Origin of the sequence: Terrilactibacillus laevilacticus (assembly GCF_006517395.1) — a bacterium.
GTDB classification, from domain to species: domain Bacteria; phylum Bacillota; class Bacilli; order Bacillales; family Sporolactobacillaceae; genus Terrilactibacillus; species Terrilactibacillus laevilacticus.
On record NZ_VDCY01000011.1, the window covers coordinates 46,017 to 64,077 of the forward strand.

Consider the following 18,061-nt stretch of genomic DNA (forward strand, 5'->3'; position numbering starts at 1 on the left):
TCCATCAGTGGGGGTTTTCCACTGATGGTTAGCTGAACCAATCGGACCTTTACGGGCAATTGATCCCCCTCCTATCTTCTTTGAATACCCAGAATCTTGAGGGGGGCTTACTGCCCGTTAAGGCGGGATAAAGTGAAACTTCCATCAGTGGGGGTTTTCGATGCACAGGATGTGCTAGTTGCAGGCGTTGCGACAGGACGCCTGGTTTTTAGCCTGCGTCATCCCCCATTGATGGAAAACCTGAACCAATCGGACCTTTTTGGGCAGTTGATCCCCCACCTATCTTCTTTGAGTACTCAGAATCTTGAGGGAAGGTCATTTCTAGCCGTTAAGGCAGGATAAATAAAGCCTCAAATTAAATGAAAAAAGTGAAGCATGTATGTTTGCTTCACTCTTGTCCTTCTAATAATTCAATTAACCTCGATAGATCATCTTGAGAATAATATTCAATTTCTATTTTTCCTTTATCCTTGTTTTTCGCCTGTTTAATCAATACAGGGGTACCAAAACGTTCACGAAGTACGGTTACTTTCTCCCTTAGCATAGGATCCAATTTCATTGCCATTTTTCTCGATGTTTCACGTGGAACATGATTATTTAATTTTTGAATCAATTCCTCTAGTTGACGTACATTCATATTTTCCTTAATGACTTTCTCGACAAGTAGTGGTAATTTCTTTTTGTTTTTTAAGCCTAGTAACGTTCTGCCTTGGCCCATTGATAGCTTACCTTCAGCAATTAAACTTTGCACTGGCTTATTTAGTTGTAAGAGTCTGAGATGATTGGTGATATGTGGACGGCTTTTTCCTACTTTTTTAGCTAACTCTTCTTGGGTAATTTCTAACCCTTCCATAAGTTTTTTATAGGCAATAGCCTCTTCTATAGGATTTAAGTCTTCTCTCTGTAAGTTTTCAATTAACGCAATTTCCATCATTTGTTTATCAGAGAGTTCTTTTATAATTGCTGGAATGGTCTTTAACTTAGCTTCTATCGCTGCACGATATCGTCTTTCTCCTGCCACGATGTCATAACCTTTTAACCCTTTTCGAACAATGATTGGCTGTATGATCCCATGTTCTGCAATCGAATTTTTAAGATCCTGCAATGATGATTCATCAAAATTTTTTCTTGGTTGGTAAGGATTGGGTCTAATATCATTAATCGAGATGTCTTGAACTGAATAAACTTCTTCCTGTGGAAGAGATTCTGGAAAGAAAGCACTGATTCCTTTACCTAACGCCTTGTTCATTCATAGCCACTTCCTTTGCTAATTCAAGATATACTTCGGCACCTTTTGATTTGGCATCATAAATGATAATCGGTTTTCCATGACTTGGCGCTTCGCCTAATCTTACATTTCTCGGAATAATGGTTGAGTAAACTTTATCTCTAAAATATTTTTTAACTTCATCAATGACTTGGAGTCCTAGATTGGTTCTAGCATCCAGCATGGTTAGCAAAACGCCTTCAATAGCAAGCTGATGATTTAGGTGTTTTTGAACAAGTCTAACAGTGTTCAAAAGTTGACTAAGTCCCTCGAGTGCGTAATATTCACATTGAACCGGGATAATGACAGCGTTTGCTGCTGTTAAAGCATTTATTGTTAATAATCCCAAAGATGGAGGACAATCAATGATAATATAATCATACTGGTCTGATACTTTTTCTAAAGCCCGCTTTAATCGGATCTCTCTCGAAATTGTAGGAACGAGTTCAATTTCAGCACCTGCTAATTGTATTGTTGAAGGTATAATATCAAGCTTTTCAATTTCTGTTTTAACAATGACGTCTTTTGCTTCAATGTCTTCAACAAGAACATCATATACACATTCATCAATGTCGCCTTTATCTACGCCTACGCCGCTCGTTGCATTGCCTTGTGGGTCAATATCGACTAATAAAACCCGCTGGCCAATATAAGCTAAGCAAGCACTCAAATTCACAGATGTTGTTGTTTTGCCAACGCCACCTTTTTGATTTGCTATGGCTAAAATTTTACTCACGATGTCACCTACCCTTACTTCCTCTTTCTGCTATCTTCCATTTTACCATGAAAATGCACATTTGAGAGAGTTACAAATCTATTTCTAAAAAAAATAGTTTGTTAATATACTGTAATCCCGCTAATTTGCCCATATTATATTAAATTTTTTGAATATATAACCTATCATAACTGCCTTATAAAGTGAAACTTCCATAAACTAAATCTATTAGGTGTGTTTGTCTCTCTATTCAGAGGAGTAGTACCAGATGATGAGCCGTGAGGAAGAAAAAATAAAGTGAAACTTCCATCAGTGGGGTTTTTCAACGCACAGAATGTGCTAGTGCAGGCGCCAGCCAGGATGCCTGGTTATTAGCCTGCTTCATCCCCTCACTGATGGAAAGCCTGAACCAATCGGACCTTTACGGGCAGTTGATCCCCCTCCTATCTTCTTTGAATACTCAGAGTTTTGAGGTGGAGTGCTTTACTGCCCGTTAAGGTGGGATAAATATTTTCAAAAAACGTGTCAAAAACAACAAGCAACAATTTCTTAGAAAAAACTTGCCGATTGCGGGGCCAAGCGAGGACAGAGGCCTAAGCCCGCACTTATACTTTATAACTTAAATTTTTCTTAAAGTGTAAAAAAGGACTCCTACTGGAATCCTATTAATCTATTTATTTTTTGGGATTCGAATCGTGAATTGATAGTAATCTCCCATATCTTCTTCATCTGTATCTATATTTAGTCCTGTGTCTTGTACCATTCCAACCGATTGTCTAATGGTATTCACGGCAATTCTCGTATCACGGCTTAGTGAAAGTCTTTTCCTCTTTTTTGGCTTTTGACCCTTTATTTCAAGAAGTTTTTTTACTCTTTCTTCAGTCTGTTTCACATTGAGATGTTTTTCTATAATTTCATTTAATATTTTTTCTTGCTTTTCCTGATCTTTCAATACAATGAGAGCCCGTGCATGTCGTTCTGAAATTCTTTTTTCTAGTAATGCATTTTGAATTAAACTAGGAAGTTTTAAGAGTCTTAATTTATTCGCAATGGTTGACTGTCCCTTTCCTAGTCGCTGAGCAAGACTTTCTTGTGTTAAACCATGTATATCGATTAGTTTTTCGTAAGCCATCGCTTCTTCTATAGCTGTAAGTTCTTCTCTTTGAAGATTCTCTATTAAGGCAACAGCCGCTGTTTCAGCGTCGTTAAATTCTTTTATAATAGCCGGTACATTTTCCCAGCCTAAAAACGTGACGGCCCGCCAACGTCTTTCACCGGCTATAATTTCATATTTATCTCCCTGAATAGGTCTTAAGACAATCGGTTGAATAATACCATGTGTTTCAATCGTTTGGGCTAATTCTTTTATTTTATCTTCATTAAAAACGGATCGAGGTTGAAACTGATTTGGAATAATGGCCTTTATAGGTACTTCTTGAACATGTTCATATTCGATTTCAGAACCATCTGTTTCGATGTCTTTGTCACTTTGACCAAATATTTTGGAAAAAGGATGCTTCATCTCATTACACCACCCTTTATTGTTCCTCCATTAGTAATATTTCGCCTTTTGCAATAAAAATCCTGCATGTTTCACGTGAAACATTACAAAGGGCTTTTACTTGGAGTGCCTGGTTTTCTTGGATATTTTTTTGGCGTTTGTTTATTTTTTTCAATAAAGATAATATGACGTAAGCTGTTTTCTTCAGGAAGAATCAAAGATTCAATCTTACTCATTTTCCCACCCAAAACGGTTAATGCGTGCTCTGAATTCTTTAGTTCATCCTTTGCTTGTGCCCCTTTTAATGCAATAAACTGACCACCTATTTTTACAAGAGGTAAACAATATTCACTCAATACAGATAAATGAGCCACAGCACGTGCAGAGACAATATCAAACGATTCACGAATATCAGGCCTTTTCGCAAACAATTCCGCTCGATCATGATAGAGGGTAACCTGATTAAGTGCTAACTTGTCAATAACCTCTTGAAGGAATGTTAACCGTTTCTTCAATGAATCAACAATCGTCACCTTAATTTCTGGAAAAACAATTTTAAGAGGAATACTTGGAAAACCAGCGCCAGAACCCACATCGCATAAGGATAGGTGATCCGAAAAAGGATAATAAAAACTTGGTGTAATGGAATCATAAAAATGTTTGAGGTAAACTTCATCCTTTTCTGTAATAGCAGTTAAGTTCATTTTCTTATTCCACTCAACGAGTAATTCATAGTATGTATGAAATTGTGTTAATTGATGAGGAGAAAGAGAAATCCCTTTCTCCTCTAATAATTTCGTAAATTGTTCCATATATTCCTCCGATTAGGATTCTGCAATTTTTGCAAGTTTACCTTGTTCTAAATATACAAGCAAAATAGAGATATCACTTGGATTGACACCTGATACACGTGATGCTTGGCCAACAGAGAGTGGTCTTACTACACTTAACTTTTGCTTTGCTTCCGTAGCAAGGCCATTAATTGCAAAATAATCGAGATCTTCTGGAATTTTTTTACTTTCCATACGTTGCATTCTTTCTACTTGCAACATTTGTTTTGCTATATAGCCATCATACTTTATTTGAATTTCAACTTGTTCTGCTGCTTCCGCGGAAAGAGGTTGTTCAGGAGGTGTCATCGCTGCAATATCTTCATAATGAATTTCAGGACGTTTTAAGAAATGTTCCGCAGTAACGGATTCTTTGAGTTCACCTGCTCCTCTTTCTTTTAGCAAGGCTTGCACTTCTTCTGTAGGTTTGATCATAACAGAAGCAAGTCTTGCTTTTTCCTCGGCAATGATGGCTTTTTTATTTTTGAAAGCTTGGTATCTTTCTTCAGAAATCAATCCTAAATTATGACCAATTTCGGTTAATCTAAGGTCTGCATTATCATGTCGTAACAAGAGACGATATTCCGCTCTTGAAGTAAGCAAGCGGTATGGTTCATTTGTCCCTTTTGTTACGAGATCATCAATGAGAACGCCAATATACGCTTGTGAACGATCTAAAATAACTGGATCTTTACCTAGAGCTTTACATGCGGCATTAATTCCGCCGATAATCCCTTGGCCAGCAGCCTCTTCATAACCTGATGTACCATTAATTTGGCCGGCTGTAAATAACCCTTTAATTTTCTTTGTTTCAAGCGTTGGCCAAAGTTGAGTTGGTACAATGGCATCATATTCAATAGCATAACCTGGACGCATCATCTTAGATGCTTCTAATCCTGGTATAGACATTAAGATTTTTCTTTGAATCTCTTCAGGTAAGCTTGTTGATAGACCTTGTACGTAAACTTCTTCTGTATTTTTTCCTTCTGGTTCAAGGAAAAGTTGATGTCTTGGTTTATCATTAAAACGAACAATTTTATCTTCAATTGACGGACAATAGCGAGGACCTGTTCCCTCAATCATTCCAGAATACATTGGTGAACGACTTAAGTTACTATTAATAATATCATGTGTTTCTGGGCTCGTATACGTCAACCAACAAGGAATTTGTTCGGTAATAAATGTCGTTGTTTCATAGGAAAAAGCTCTTGGTTCATCATCACCCGGTTGAATTTCTGTTTTAGAGTAATCAATCGTTTTACCATTCACTCTTGGTGGTGTTCCTGTTTTGAAGCGAACAATATCAAAACCAAGCTCTTTCAAGTGGTTCGAAAGCTCGACTGAGGCTTGCATATTATTTGGACCACTTTGGTAAGACAATTCACCAATAATAATCTTTCCTCTTAAATAGGTTCCTGTTGTTAAAACAACCGATTTAGCTCGGTATTCGGCATTTGTATTTGTAATGACTCCCTTACATACACCATCTACGACAATTAATCTCTCGACCATGCCTTGTCGAACCGTTAAATGTTCGGTATTTTCAAGGGTTCTTTTCATTTCATGTTGGTAATCAAATTTATCTGCTTGAGCTCTTAGTGCCCGAACAGCAGGACCTTTTCCGGTATTTAACATTCGCATTTGAATATGCGTTTTATCAATATTTCGTCCCATTTCTCCACCCAAGGCATCAATTTCTCTCACTACGACACCTTTAGCAGGACCGCCAACAGAAGGGTTACATGGCATGAAAGCAATAGCATCTAAATTTATCGTGAGTACAAGTGTTTCAGCTCCCATCCTGGCAGAAGCTAGTCCCGCTTCGACTCCCGCATGACCCGCACCGACGACAATAACATCATATTGACCTGCCAAATATGTTGTGGTCATTTTATTATCTCCTTTTCTTTTAAACTTTTTATTAAAAATTAGACTCTCACAATTCATAATGTTACGTGTGCGAGCTTCATTAAATTTTATTTTCCTAGACAAAATTGAGAAAATAACTGGTCGATCAAACTATCTGAAACGGTATCACCTATTATTTCCCCTAGTATTTCCCACGTTCTTCGAAGGTCAATTTGCGCCAAGTCAACCGGCATGCCGTCTTCAATGGATGAAATGGCATCGCCGATCGCGCGGCTGGCTTGATTTAACAAGGAGATATGTCGACTATTTGAAACATACGTCATATCTTGGCTTTCGATCCCTTGTTCAAAAAATAGATCTCTTACAGCCTCTTCTAATTCATCAATTCCTTCTTCCTTTAATAAAGAGGACGTTATCACTTTGGATGGACCAGCCAAAGTCCGAACCTCATCAAGGGAAATCTTTTTCTCTAGGTCCGTCTTATTTACAACAATAATAGCATCCATTCCTTGGATAGCCTCAAATAATTGAATGTCTTCAGGCAGGAGTTCTTGGTTGTAATTGAGTAATAGTAAAATGAGATCCGCTTTTTTTAATAATTGTCGTGATCGTTCTACTCCCATTCTTTCGACGATATCTTCTGTTTCACGAATACCCGCCGTATCAATTAATTTAAGCGGTACGCCTCGAATATTTACATACTCTTCAATAACATCACGTGTGGTCCCTGGAATATCAGTCACAATGGCTTTGTTCTCATGAATTAAATTATTTAATAATGATGATTTTCCAACGTTCGGTCTTCCGATAATGACGGTCGATAAACCTTCTCTTAATATTTTACCCTGTTTTGCGGTTGTTAATAGGTCTTTGATTTTATTTTGTACGTATCCAGCCTTTTCTTTTAACATCCGGTTAGTCATTTCTTCAGCATCATATTCAGGATAATCAATGTTTACTTCAACATGGGCAATGATTTCTAATAAGGTTTGTCGTAGACTTTGAATAAGCCTTGATAAGCGTCCTTCCATTTGTCCCATGGCAACATTCATGGCCTGGTCCGTTTTAGCTCTAATGAGATCCATAACGGCTTCAGCCTGAGATAAATCAATCCGACCATTAAGAAAGGCTCGTTTTGTGAATTCTCCTGGTTCGGCAAGCACAGCTCCAACCTCTAAAACCAATTCTAGTACACGTTTAACCGAAACCAACCCACCGTGACAGTTTATTTCTACAACATCTTCTCTAGTGAACGTTTTTGGCCCTCTCATGACACTGACCATGACTTCCTCAATGGTTTCATCTGTTTTAGGATCAATGATCTTTCCATAATGAATCGTATGCGTTTTAACATCTTTTAAAGATGCTTTTCCTCTATACAAGCGATCGGCAATGTCAATGGCTTTTGATCCACTTAAACGAATAATTGAAATTGCTCCCTCTCCCATTGGTGTGGATATAGCCGCAATCGTTTCATATTCCAAGTCTATCACCTCTTTCCTTCAAATTCATTAATCTATATAAAATAAAAGCGTTTGTTAGCTTGTTTTTTAAATAAGAGACCATTTTATTAAGTCATTTTATCCACAGTCTAACGAAATCAGTAGTCTCTAACATAACAGGATACCACAAAACGACCTGTGGATAAAGTGGTAGAATTTTATACACATGTGCATAACTTTCCAATTTCATATTTATTCACAATGAACGATCTAACTTTGATCTTTATCAATGAAAATAAAAATAAACATAAGTTGTGGGCATGGTAGACTGCGTGTCAAAGTCAAATATATCTTAACTGTATAATGAATCATGCCATGTATCTTGGCTTCTTACAGCCTTCATCGGCAACAGCCACTGCAATTTTTTCTTTTGATACGTTTAAACCGACGTATTTTTTGTTATCCTTCATAGTAACTAGCTCCTTTCGTTTTGTAGCTCTGTTTTGGTTCTGGATTGAGTATTCTTAAGTAGCTTAACTTATTAACTCAGCTTAACCGATTTAACCTACGTTATAACGAGTACGGGGCTAGTTTCGTTTATGATAACTTTATACCTTAAACCTTTATACTTTCTTAAAGCGCATAAAAAAATCCGCACAACCTTTAACTCGTTGCGCGGATTCTCTATTTTTAAATTAAACCATTTTTGAAGTTAATTCGACTTTAACTAAAGCTCTTTTTTTACCGATGCCTAATACACCTTTTCTCGGTTTTTCTAAAATTTCAACGGTTACTTCATCTTTTGTCGCATTTAATTCCTCAAGTGCTGTTTGCATTGCAGCTTCAACAGTTTCACCATATTTTTCTACAGTGTTCACTTTTTAGTGCCTCCTGAAGGACTTTCTTTTGGTCCCTTTTTTTCTGCATAAATAATATAAGTTTGGAAAATCATAAAGATGTTACCAACTACCCAATAAAGAGCAAGGGCTGCTGGGAACGCAAAAGCCATACCTGCGATAAAGATAGGGAAAATATAGACCATCATCGCCATTTGAGGATTGGCATTACCCGTTTTTCCTAGCATTAGTTTTTGCTGAATAAACGTTGTTATTCCTGTTACGATTGGTAGTATATAGAAGTGGTCTGGCATCCCTAGATTGAACCACAAGAAGCTTTGATGCTTGATGGCTTCCGTTCGGCTAATCGCATGATAAAAAGCAAGCAAAACTGGCATTTGAACAATTAATGGTAAACAGCCTGCAAGAGGATTAATCTTGTTTGCTGAGAATAATTTCATTGTTTCTTCTTGCAATTTACGTTGTGTTTTCTGATCTTTTGAACTATATTTTTCTCTCAATTTTTTTATTTCAGGTTGAATATCTTGCATTGCTTTTGAACTTTTTACTTGTTTAAACATTAATGGCATAAGAACTAGTCGAACAATTAGCGTTGTAATGATGATGGATATACCAAACGAACCATTGAAAAGATCTGCAATTGTTATGATGAACCAAGATAACGGATAAACAAAATAATGACTCCAAAAACCCGTCGTATGTTCATCAATCGGTTGATTCATACTTGAACATCCCGCCAATAAGGCGATAAGTGCCATCAATCCTAAAACTAAAACTATTTTCTTTCGCAAAATCTTTCCTCCTCTATTCAATAAACCTAACTTCTCTTTCATTTATTTTTAAAAAGACATAGGAAAGATCATTTTGACTTAAAACATCAAAACAATCCACTTTACACTCATCATTTGATGATTTTTTGAATATCCTCTTTTTGAAGATTTTTCTTCTCAGGAACTGGATCAAATCCTCCAGGATGGAAAGGATGGCATTTTAAAATACGTTTTAACAAAAGAAAACCGCCTTTCACTATGCCAAAACGGGAAATAGCTTCCACGCCGTAACTAGAACATGTGGGATAAAAACGACACGTTGGTGGTTTTAGCGGCGAAATGAAACGTTGATAAAAACGGATCAACTTAATAACTAACCATTTCAATTCAATCACCTAAACCTTATTTATTTTAAAACTTTTGCTTTTCGTAAAACGTGTTTGAGGCTTTTTTCCATTTCTCGATAATTCATATTGGCCACAGGCTTCCTTGAAATAACAATATAATCATATCCCGGGTCTAGCTTGTCCTCTAAGTGCCTAAAGACTTCTTTTATCACTCTTTTTATACGGTTTCTCATCACGGCATTACCCATTTTTTTGCTAACAGAGAGCCCTAACCTTGAAAACTCTCGTTCAGGCTGAGAAAACAGATAAACAACAAATTGTCTATTGGCAAAGGATTGTCCATTTTTAAATACATATTGAAAGTCTACATTTTTTTGTAATCGTCTTAACTTATTCATCTTGTCACTCCGATAAACGGATAACTGACGTTTGGCCAGTCTCTTCAATTCATTATATATAACATAAGAAAATAATAAACCTTTTTTATTTAAAAGTCTTCTCCCTCTTTTTCGTTTCAAGGGAATTTTCAAAAAACCATCAATATCTAAATTCTTAAAAAATAGGCTATGTCGTACTAGGGTTGAGTTACCCCAAATAATTAACATAGCCTAGTATTATTAAAACTATTTACAACCACTATACGTAGTTTAAACCTACAATGTTTCACCGTGAATTTAGATCTTCATTACTGTTTTTGTAAAATCAATCATTTATGACTTTGATCCTTCTTTTTTCACTAGTGTAAAAAAGACCACTGTAGGTCTCACAGTGGTCTAAGCTGATAGTACTTTTCTTCCTTTACGACGACGATTAGCTAAAACTTTACGACCGTTTTTCGTTTGCATACGGGAACGAAAACCATGTACTTTCTTTCTTTTACGATTATTCGGTTGAAATGTGCGTTTCATATTATTACACCTCCTAGAGGACTATTACAAAAATCAGTCTGGCTAATTATAAATAATTTTTCTAATAATGTCAAGCCATCACATAAATTGACTTACTGTGGATAATTTTTATTTAGAAAATATTTTTCCGAAAATTTATCAACAACCTTTAAACAAACGCAATGGCTGTGGAAAACTTTTATTCACACCTAAACTAACTTGTGGATAACGTTTTAAAGTCATTGATTTTACTTAATATTTTTGATATGATCATTGTGTTTTCCTTTTTGAAATAAGCTTTGTTACTTTTTTTATTCACACCCTGTGGATAAAAATGTGGATAGTTATTCACACTTGTCGATTAATTTATTAACATTATCGTAAAAGTTGTCGATAAATATATTAAAACCAATATTATTGTCGAATGAAGCCTTCTTTATCTTGTGGATAACAATTTTCCTCTACTAACTCTCGTCATGATTACACTCATTTAGTTTTTACTCATTTCCTCGATTAGAGGGATTAGTATGTACTTAAATGGTTTCGGTATGTGTAAAAACTCATCCAAAATAAACTAAAGGTGGCGAACATCCTTTTGGAAAATATACATGATTTGTGGCGAGCTGCGCTGGATGTCATTGAAAAAAAGGTCAGTAAGCCAAGCTTTGATACATGGCTAAGAGAAACCACCGCAAACTCAATCCAAAAAGATACATTTATCATTAATGTACCTAATGATTTTGCAAGGGATTGGTTGGAATCTCGTTATTCTAATCTTATTTCAGAGACCATTAAAGATATTACGGGCTCACATCTAGATGTTAAATTCATCATTCCTCAACAGCAAAGTGAAGAGGATCTATTTGAATTTAATTCATCAAAAGTCCAATCAAATAAAAACAAGGGACCGCAGAACGAAGAACTTAACAATAGTATGTTAAATTCAAAAAATACGTTTGATACCTTTGTTATTGGATCAGGAAATCGATTTGCTCACGCAGCTTCATTAGCCGTGGCGGAAGCTCCGGCAAAGGCCTATAATCCACTTTTTATTTATGGCGGCGTTGGGCTGGGCAAAACACATTTGATGCACGCCATTGGCCACTATGTGATTGAACATAATCCAGCAGCAAAAGTGGTCTATCTTTCTTCTGAAAAATTTACAAATGAGTTCATTAACTCCATAAGAGATAATAAAACCATTGAATTTCGAAATAAATATCGAAAAGTTGATGTCCTATTAATTGATGATATTCAATTTCTAGCGGGAAAAGAATCAACTCAAGAAGAATTTTTTCATACTTTTAATACATTACACGAAGAATTCAAACAAATTGTGATATCAAGTGATCGTCCGCCTAAAGAAATTCCGACATTAGAAGATCGATTAAGATCCCGATTTGAGTGGGGCTTGATTACAGATATAACCCCGCCAGACTTAGAAACACGTATTGCGATTCTTAGGAAAAAGGCAAAAGCGGATGGATTAGATATGCCAAATGAAGTCATGTTATATATTGCGAATCAAATCGATACAAATATTCGTGAATTAGAGGGAGCTTTAATTCGAGTGGTTGCGTATTCGTCACTCATTAATCAAGATATCAACGTTGATCTAGCAGCCGAAGCTTTAAAAGATATCATTCCTTCCTCAAAACCAAGAGTCATTACCATTAAAGATATTCAAATGACTATTGGTAAGGAATATCATATAAAATTAGAAGATTTCGCAGCTAAAAAAAGAACGAAATCCATCGCCTTTCCAAGACAAATTGCAATGTATCTATCAAGGGAGTTAACAGATTATTCGTTACCTAAAATTGGTGAAGAGTTCGGTGGTCGAGATCATACAACGGTGATACATGCCCACGAAAAGATTACAAAATTATTAGCTACAGATCGTGAATTACAAAATAAAGTAAAAGCCATTATTGAACAATTGAAGGCGCCAATAAAAATTTAGCATTCATAGTTTTTAGGATTTTTTTCTATTTCATTTTTTATTATGCTAAACTTTATTTATAAACAAGGCTGTGGGTAACTTTTATTGTAAGCAATAGATTTACTCACAGTCTATTCACATGTGTATAACTTGTCCTTTTTAAGAAAAATAGACTTATCCACAAATCCACATGCCCTATTACTACTAAGACTATTTTTTAAAATAATATTATATATATTCAGGGGGATCTAAATTATGCAGGATATTGCTGATTCAAATCAAACAGCTCTTTCAATGAAAATGACAGTGACTAAGGATAAATTAGTAGAGTCAGTTACTCACGTCATGAAAGCTGTTTCATCAAGAACAACAATTCCGATATTAACAGGGATTAAAATAACAGCAAGTTTAGATGGCGTAACGTTAACAGGGAGCGATTCAGATGTTTCGATAAAATCATTTATACCCCTTTCTGAAAATGACCAACAAAATGTTACGGTAGAAAAAACAGGTCAAATTGTTTTACAAGCGAAAGTTTTCTCTGATATTGTTCGAAAATTACCGAGTGATACGATTGCAATAGAGGTAGATCAACGTCTTATTACTAAAATTACAGCTGGTTCCTCAGAATTTACGTTAAATGGCTTAGATCCTGAAGAGTATCCATTATTACCGGTCATTGATGAAGAAGACAATAATATTGTTTCGATAAAAAAAGATTTACTAAAACATGTTATCCGCCAAACCGTATTCGCTGTGTCCACGTCAGAAACACGACCTGTCTTGACAGGTGTAAGGTGGAATATCCAAAATGGCAAACTCGACTGTGTTTCGACGGATAGTCATAGATTGGCTCAAAGAGTGATCCCTATTTCAACAGATGATGAAACGAAATATCATAATATTGTCATACCAGGAAAAAGCTTAAATGAATTGTATAAAATATTAGATGATAACGGTGAGGAACCGGTTAGAGTGATTATCACCAAAAATCAAATTTTATTTCAAATAAAGAACTTAGACTTTTTCTCTAGATTATTGGAAGGTAACTATCCAGATACGGATAGACTTATTCCGACGGATAGCAAAACCACCATTACGTTATCCACTAAAGGGTTATTACATGCGATTGAAAGAGCTTCACTTTTAGCAAAAGAAGAAAGAAACAATGTTGTTAAACTTCGTACACATGAAAATAGTGTTGAGATTCTATCTCAATCTGCTGAACTTGGACGAGTATATGAAGATGTTCCAGTAGAGACGATAGAGGGAGAAGAGCTTAAAATATCGTTTAGTGCAAAATTGACGATGGAGGCACTAAGCCGGATTGATGCTCAAACTATTCAAATTAATTTTACAGGTGCAATGAGACCTTTCGTGATTCGTCCAATTGGTGATGAGGGTATTCTTATGCTCATATTACCAGTAAGAACATTTTAATTTTATTCAGGAAAATAAGAAATGTAGTCTTTATTCTGTTATAATTAAACTAACATGTTATAACGGAGTCGTTAGGTGGGGACAAGGCTAAGTAAATTCTTTTACATGCCTTGAATCATCATCTACACAACTCTTTGGTCTTTTCTTTTAACTAATAACGATTTAATGATAATATGCTGCCTATTGGCAAGTTATCTTTAAGAGGTTGTTCAAAAAGTCACCAAATGATAGTGCGAATCTCGGCGCCCGCTTGTTTTTCCGGTTCTCATGTAGCGGATATAAAGGTCCTCTAGCTAAATTCCTCACGCTGGCGCCTGAAACTACCAGAACGTGAGGAATGCCGGTATTAAGGAGCTGTGCCGCTCTTTGCCTCCCGACGCTCAGGACGGGCTAGTACTGGCGTTTCTTGCAGGATGCCAGCGTACTTAGCCAGTAACCCTTTTCATTTGTCACCTTTTTGAACACGCACTCTAACATAATTCTGTTCTAAATTAACCTTCCATCCAAGATAGCGATTGTTATAGGGTGGAAGGTTTATATTTCTTAAACGAGTTTATATTTTAAAGACGAACGAAGGATACTATTAAACAACGACGACTTATGAATAGGGGGTTTCAAAATGTCTGAAATACAATTAAACCCAGGGGAAGAATATATGACTCTTGGCCAATTATTGAAAATGGCCGGAGTTATCGGAACTGGTGGCCAGGCAAAATGGTTTTTGTCGGAATATACGGTCACAGTGAATGGCGAGCACGATACTAGAAGAGGGAGAAAGTTATACGAAGGGGATCATATTGAGATTGAGGGGCAAGAGACGTTTGTTGTTCAAAAACAATAGGGAGGATTGCTTTGTTTGAAACTTGAATCCATTACCTTAACAAACTTTAGAAATTACCATCAGCTCTCCCTTTCATTTTCAAGTTCGGTTAACGTTTTTTTGGGTGAAAACGCCCAAGGCAAAACCAATTTATTGGAGGCTATCTATGTTTTAGCCATGGCAAAATCCCATAGAACACCGCATGATAAAGAATTAATCAAATGGGACTCAGATTATGGTAAAATAGAAGGTAGGCTCATGAAGAGAAATCGATCGATCCCTTTAGAATTAATCATTTCCAAAAAAGGAAAAAAAGCCAAAGTTAATCATCTAGAGCAGAGTAAGCTCAGTCATTATGTTGGCATGTGTAACGTCGTCATCTTCGCACCTGAAGATTTGAACTTAGTGAAAGGAAGCCCTGGCCTTAGGAGACGTTTTATAGATATGGAGATTGGCCAAATAAAGCCGATATACATTCATGAACTCTCTCAGTATCAGAAAATACTCCAGCAACGAAATGCTTTATTAAAAGATCTTTCAACGAAACGCTCCTCCATGACAGCTATGCTTGATATTTTAACAGAACAATTAATTGAACTTGCCGCTCAAATCACGATTCGAAGATTTCAATTTATCGAGTCATTAAGAGGTTGGGCTAAAAAAGTCCATGCAAGTATTAGTCGTGGCATGGAAGATTTAGATATAGCCTATATTTCAAGTACTCCCAATGTATTAGAAAATATGGAGTTGTCAAAGCTAAAAGAAGAATTTGTAAAAGGCTTTCAAACGGTCAGAGAAAGAGAAATTCAACGTGGCATGACATTAATTGGACCTCACCGTGATGATTTACAATTTGAAATTAACCATCGTGATGTCCAAACCTATGGCTCACAAGGTCAACAAAGAACGACTGCCCTTTCCTTGAAACTAGCAGAAATTGAATTGATTAATCAGGAGATAGGCGAATATCCTTTACTTTTACTAGACGATGTATTAAGTGAACTTGATGATTTCAGGCAGACTCACTTATTAGAGACCTTTAAGCAAAAGGTCCAAACATTTGTGACAACAACCAATGTAGACGGACTTGATGCTGATGTGATAAATCAAGCGACATCATTCATCGTTCGAAATGGTGAAGTTGTGTCTCAAACACAGGATTAATAGAGACTGAGAAGTTTCTTTCATCGCGTAAATGAAATGGATCCCGCTCTTTTTCAAGTATGCATAAAAATAGAATTCAGGTTGATTAATCAATGTTATGGAATCACCATAAAATAACAATAAGCCAAAATGTTACGAAACGAGTTAAATATAGAGTTGTGAGCCACATGGTAAATACTCTTTTAAATAGATTATATTTAAGAATGCTAGGTGTAGATTTACACCTTGAAGGTTAGGTGGGAGTAAATGTCTGTACAAAAAGATATCCAACATGAATATAATGCAAATCAAATACAAGTCCTTGAAGGTTTAGAAGCGGTAAGAAAAAGACCAGGTATGTATATTGGCTCAACAAGTAGCAAAGGATTACATCACCTTGTTTGGGAAATTGTTGATAATTCAATAGATGAAGCACTTGCTGGATACTGTGATGAAATCAACGTTGTTATTGAAAAAGAGGGCGGAATCACAGTCAGCGATAACGGTCGTGGGATTCCAGTAGGTATTCAACAGAAAACGGGTAGACCGGCTCTAGAAGTTATTATGACCGTGCTTCATGCTGGAGGAAAGTTTGGCGGAGGCGGCTATAAAGTTTCTGGTGGACTGCACGGTGTAGGTGCTTCAGTTGTAAATGCCCTTTCTACCACGTTATGGGTTAAAGTTCATCTTGATAATAAAATTTACTATCAAGAATATCATCGCGGTGTACCTGCTGAGGACGTAAAAGTGATTGGTGAAACGGATAGAACTGGTACCGTCACACATTTTGATCCTGATCCGGAAATATTTAAAGAAACCACAACCTTTGACTACGATATCTTGGCTACTAGAATTAGAGAACTCGCCTTTCTGAACCGTGGAATTAAGATTTCCATTGAGGATAAAAGAGGTGAAGGTAAAAAAGATGTCTACCATTATGAGGGTGGTATAAAATCCTATGTTGAATATTTAAATCAATCAAGAGAAGTCCTTCATGAACCTATCTATTTAGAAGGTGAAAGGGATGGAATTAGTGTAGAAATAGCTTTGCAATACAATACAAGTTATACGAGCCAACTTTATTCATTTACTAATAATATTCACACTCATGAAGGCGGAACACATGAATATGGCTTTAAAGTAGCCCTAACACGAGTTATAAATGATTATGCAAGGAAAAAACAACTATTAAAGGATAATGATTCAAATCTATCAGGTGAGGATGTAAGGGAAGGTATCACAGCGATTGTTTCCATAAAACACCCTGATCCACAGTTTGAAGGTCAAACAAAAACAAAACTTGGTAATGCTGAGGCACGTACCATAACGGAATCTTTATTTGGAGAAGCCTTTTCGCGTTATTTACTTGAAAATCCAGATGTTGCGAAACTCATTGTAGATAAAGGAATGATGGCGTCACGTGCTCGTGCCGCTGCAAAAAAAGCGCGTGAACTAACACGACGAAAAAGCGCACTAGAAGTGTCTGCTCTTCCGGGTAAATTGGCGGATTGTTCATCCAAAGATGCCACTATTTCCGAGTTATACATTGTTGAGGGTGATTCAGCGGGAGGTTCAGCCAAACAAGGACGTGATCGACATTTTCAAGCTATTCTTCCCCTGCGTGGTAAAATTCTCAACGTGGAAAAAGCTCGTTTAGATAAAATCTTAGCCAATAACGAAATAAGGTCAATTATTACGGCTCTTGGTACAGGTGTGGGTGATGATTTTGATATTTCAAAAGCACGTTATCACAAAGTCATTATCATGACAGATGCGGACGTTGATGGCGCACATATCCGTACCTTACTATTAACCTTTTTCTATCGTTTTATGCGCCCTGTTATTGAAAGCGGCTATGTATATATTGCTCAGCCTCCGCTTTACAAAGTACAACAAGGAAAGTCCATTCAATACGTTTATAATGATCGTGATTTAGAAAAAACATTGAGTGAACTTTCACCTAATCCAAAACCTGGGATTCAACGATACAAAGGTTTAGGAGAGATGAATCCCGAACAACTATGGGATACGACTATGGATCCAGATAATCGATTGGTACTTAAAGTAGACTTAGCAGACGCCATCGAAGCGGATCAAATTTTTGAGATGCTTATGGGTGATAAGGTTGAACCTAGACGGGACTTTATACAGGAAAATGCTCATTATGTACAAAATTTAGATATATAGAGGACGTAGTTATAGATTGTAGGATTAGCGGTTAATTAGGAGGA

Annotated in this window: 16 protein-coding genes; 5 read left to right on the forward strand and 11 right to left on the reverse strand. The window is 36.4% G+C overall.

Annotation, left to right across the window (positions count from 1 at the left end):
- Positions 1-388: 388 nt before the first annotated feature.
- The 11 genes from FG390_RS11940 to rpmH all read right to left on the reverse strand — a co-directional run bounded on the left by FG390_RS11940 (position 389) and on the right by rpmH (position 10,506).
- Entirely contained in the window at positions 389-1,249 is an 861-nt protein-coding gene (locus FG390_RS11940) for a ParB/RepB/Spo0J family partition protein (protein WP_141191268.1), read from the reverse strand.
- A complete protein-coding gene (locus FG390_RS11945) occupies positions 1,230-2,003 on the reverse strand; it encodes a ParA family protein (protein ID WP_141191269.1) in 774 nt (257 codons plus the stop codon). The genes FG390_RS11940 and FG390_RS11945 overlap by 20 nt, the downstream gene beginning before the upstream one ends.
- 649 nt (positions 2,004-2,652) lie before the next feature.
- Positions 2,653-3,504, reverse strand: coding sequence for a nucleoid occlusion protein (gene noc, locus FG390_RS11950; protein WP_141191270.1), 852 nt, complete (start codon positions 3,502-3,504; stop codon positions 2,653-2,655).
- Positions 3,505-3,587: 83 nt separating this feature from the next.
- Positions 3,588-4,295: a 16S rRNA (guanine(527)-N(7))-methyltransferase RsmG gene (gene rsmG / locus FG390_RS11955; protein WP_141191271.1), complete on the reverse strand. Its 708-nt coding sequence runs from the start codon at positions 4,293-4,295 to the stop codon at positions 3,588-3,590.
- A 12-nt stretch (positions 4,296-4,307) separates the two neighbouring features.
- Positions 4,308-6,203: a tRNA uridine-5-carboxymethylaminomethyl(34) synthesis enzyme MnmG gene (mnmG, locus tag FG390_RS11960; RefSeq protein WP_141191272.1), complete on the reverse strand. Its 1,896-nt coding sequence runs from the start codon at positions 6,201-6,203 to the stop codon at positions 4,308-4,310.
- 86 nt (positions 6,204-6,289) lie between these two features.
- Positions 6,290-7,666, reverse strand: coding sequence for a tRNA uridine-5-carboxymethylaminomethyl(34) synthesis GTPase MnmE (gene mnmE, locus FG390_RS11965; RefSeq protein ID WP_141191273.1), 1,377 nt, complete (start codon positions 7,664-7,666; stop codon positions 6,290-6,292).
- A gap of 653 nt (positions 7,667-8,319) precedes the next feature.
- Positions 8,320-8,502, reverse strand: coding sequence for a Jag N-terminal domain-containing protein (locus FG390_RS11970; RefSeq protein ID WP_141191274.1), 183 nt, complete (start codon positions 8,500-8,502; stop codon positions 8,320-8,322).
- Positions 8,499-9,272: a YidC family membrane integrase SpoIIIJ gene (gene spoIIIJ, locus FG390_RS11975; RefSeq protein ID WP_141191275.1), complete on the reverse strand. Its 774-nt coding sequence runs from the start codon at positions 9,270-9,272 to the stop codon at positions 8,499-8,501. Before spoIIIJ ends, FG390_RS11970 begins: the two co-directional genes overlap by 4 nt.
- A gap of 110 nt (positions 9,273-9,382) precedes the next feature.
- Complete coding sequence (gene yidD, locus FG390_RS11980) at positions 9,383-9,637, reverse strand: membrane protein insertion efficiency factor YidD (protein WP_141191276.1); 255 nt, start codon at positions 9,635-9,637, stop codon at positions 9,383-9,385.
- 20 nt (positions 9,638-9,657) lie between these two features.
- Complete coding sequence (gene rnpA, locus FG390_RS11985; protein ID WP_141191277.1) at positions 9,658-9,996, reverse strand: ribonuclease P protein component; 339 nt, start codon at positions 9,994-9,996, stop codon at positions 9,658-9,660.
- Positions 9,997-10,371: 375 nt separating this feature from the next.
- A complete protein-coding gene (rpmH, locus tag FG390_RS11990) occupies positions 10,372-10,506 on the reverse strand; it encodes a 50S ribosomal protein L34 (protein WP_141191278.1) in 135 nt (44 codons plus the stop codon).
- Positions 10,507-11,065: 559 nt separating this feature from the next.
- Between rpmH and dnaA the strand changes: the two genes are divergently transcribed.
- The 5 genes from dnaA to gyrB all read left to right on the forward strand — a co-directional run bounded on the left by dnaA (position 11,066) and on the right by gyrB (position 18,017).
- Entirely contained in the window at positions 11,066-12,448 is a 1,383-nt protein-coding gene (dnaA, locus tag FG390_RS11995; protein ID WP_507236253.1) for a chromosomal replication initiator protein DnaA, read from the forward strand.
- 273 nt (positions 12,449-12,721) lie between these two features.
- On the forward strand, positions 12,722-13,867 hold the full coding sequence (gene dnaN / locus FG390_RS12000; RefSeq protein ID WP_141191304.1) for a DNA polymerase III subunit beta: 1,146 nt from the start codon (positions 12,722-12,724) through the stop codon (positions 13,865-13,867).
- Positions 13,868-14,486: 619 nt separating this feature from the next.
- The gene (gene yaaA, locus FG390_RS12005; protein WP_141191280.1) at positions 14,487-14,708 is read left to right on the forward strand and encodes a S4 domain-containing protein YaaA; all 222 of its coding nucleotides are present in this window, start codon (positions 14,487-14,489) and stop codon (positions 14,706-14,708) included.
- A gap of 15 nt (positions 14,709-14,723) precedes the next feature.
- Entirely contained in the window at positions 14,724-15,851 is a 1,128-nt protein-coding gene (recF, locus tag FG390_RS12010) for a DNA replication/repair protein RecF (protein ID WP_141191281.1), read from the forward strand.
- Positions 15,852-16,097: 246 nt separating this feature from the next.
- Positions 16,098-18,017, forward strand: a complete 1,920-nt coding sequence (gyrB, locus tag FG390_RS12015; RefSeq protein ID WP_141191282.1) for a DNA topoisomerase (ATP-hydrolyzing) subunit B — start codon at positions 16,098-16,100, stop codon at positions 18,015-18,017.
- The last annotated feature ends 44 nt before the right edge of the window (positions 18,018-18,061 follow it).

Bases quoted from the DNA above. Each gene is read 5' to 3' on its own strand.
- FG390_RS11940 (WP_141191268.1), bottom strand. From the start codon at position 1,249: ATGAACAAGGCGTTAGGTAAAGGAATCAGTGCTTTCTTTCCAGAATCT.
- rsmG (WP_141191271.1), bottom strand. From the start codon at position 4,295: ATGGAACAATTTACGAAATTATTAGAGGAGAAAGGGATTTCTCTTTCT.
- gyrB (WP_141191282.1), top strand. From the start codon at position 16,098: ATGTCTGTACAAAAAGATATCCAACATGAATATAATGCAAATCAAATA.
- yaaA (WP_141191280.1), top strand. From the start codon at position 14,487: ATGTCTGAAATACAATTAAACCCAGGGGAAGAATATATGACTCTTGGC.
- mnmG (WP_141191272.1), bottom strand. From the start codon at position 6,203: ATGACCACAACATATTTGGCAGGTCAATATGATGTTATTGTCGTCGGT.
- rpmH (WP_141191278.1), bottom strand. From the start codon at position 10,506: ATGAAACGCACATTTCAACCGAATAATCGTAAAAGAAAGAAAGTACAT.
- noc (WP_141191270.1), bottom strand. From the start codon at position 3,504: ATGAAGCATCCTTTTTCCAAAATATTTGGTCAAAGTGACAAAGACATC.
- rnpA (WP_141191277.1), bottom strand. From the start codon at position 9,996: ATGAATAAGTTAAGACGATTACAAAAAAATGTAGACTTTCAATATGTA.
- dnaN (WP_141191304.1), top strand. From the start codon at position 12,722: ATGAAAATGACAGTGACTAAGGATAAATTAGTAGAGTCAGTTACTCAC.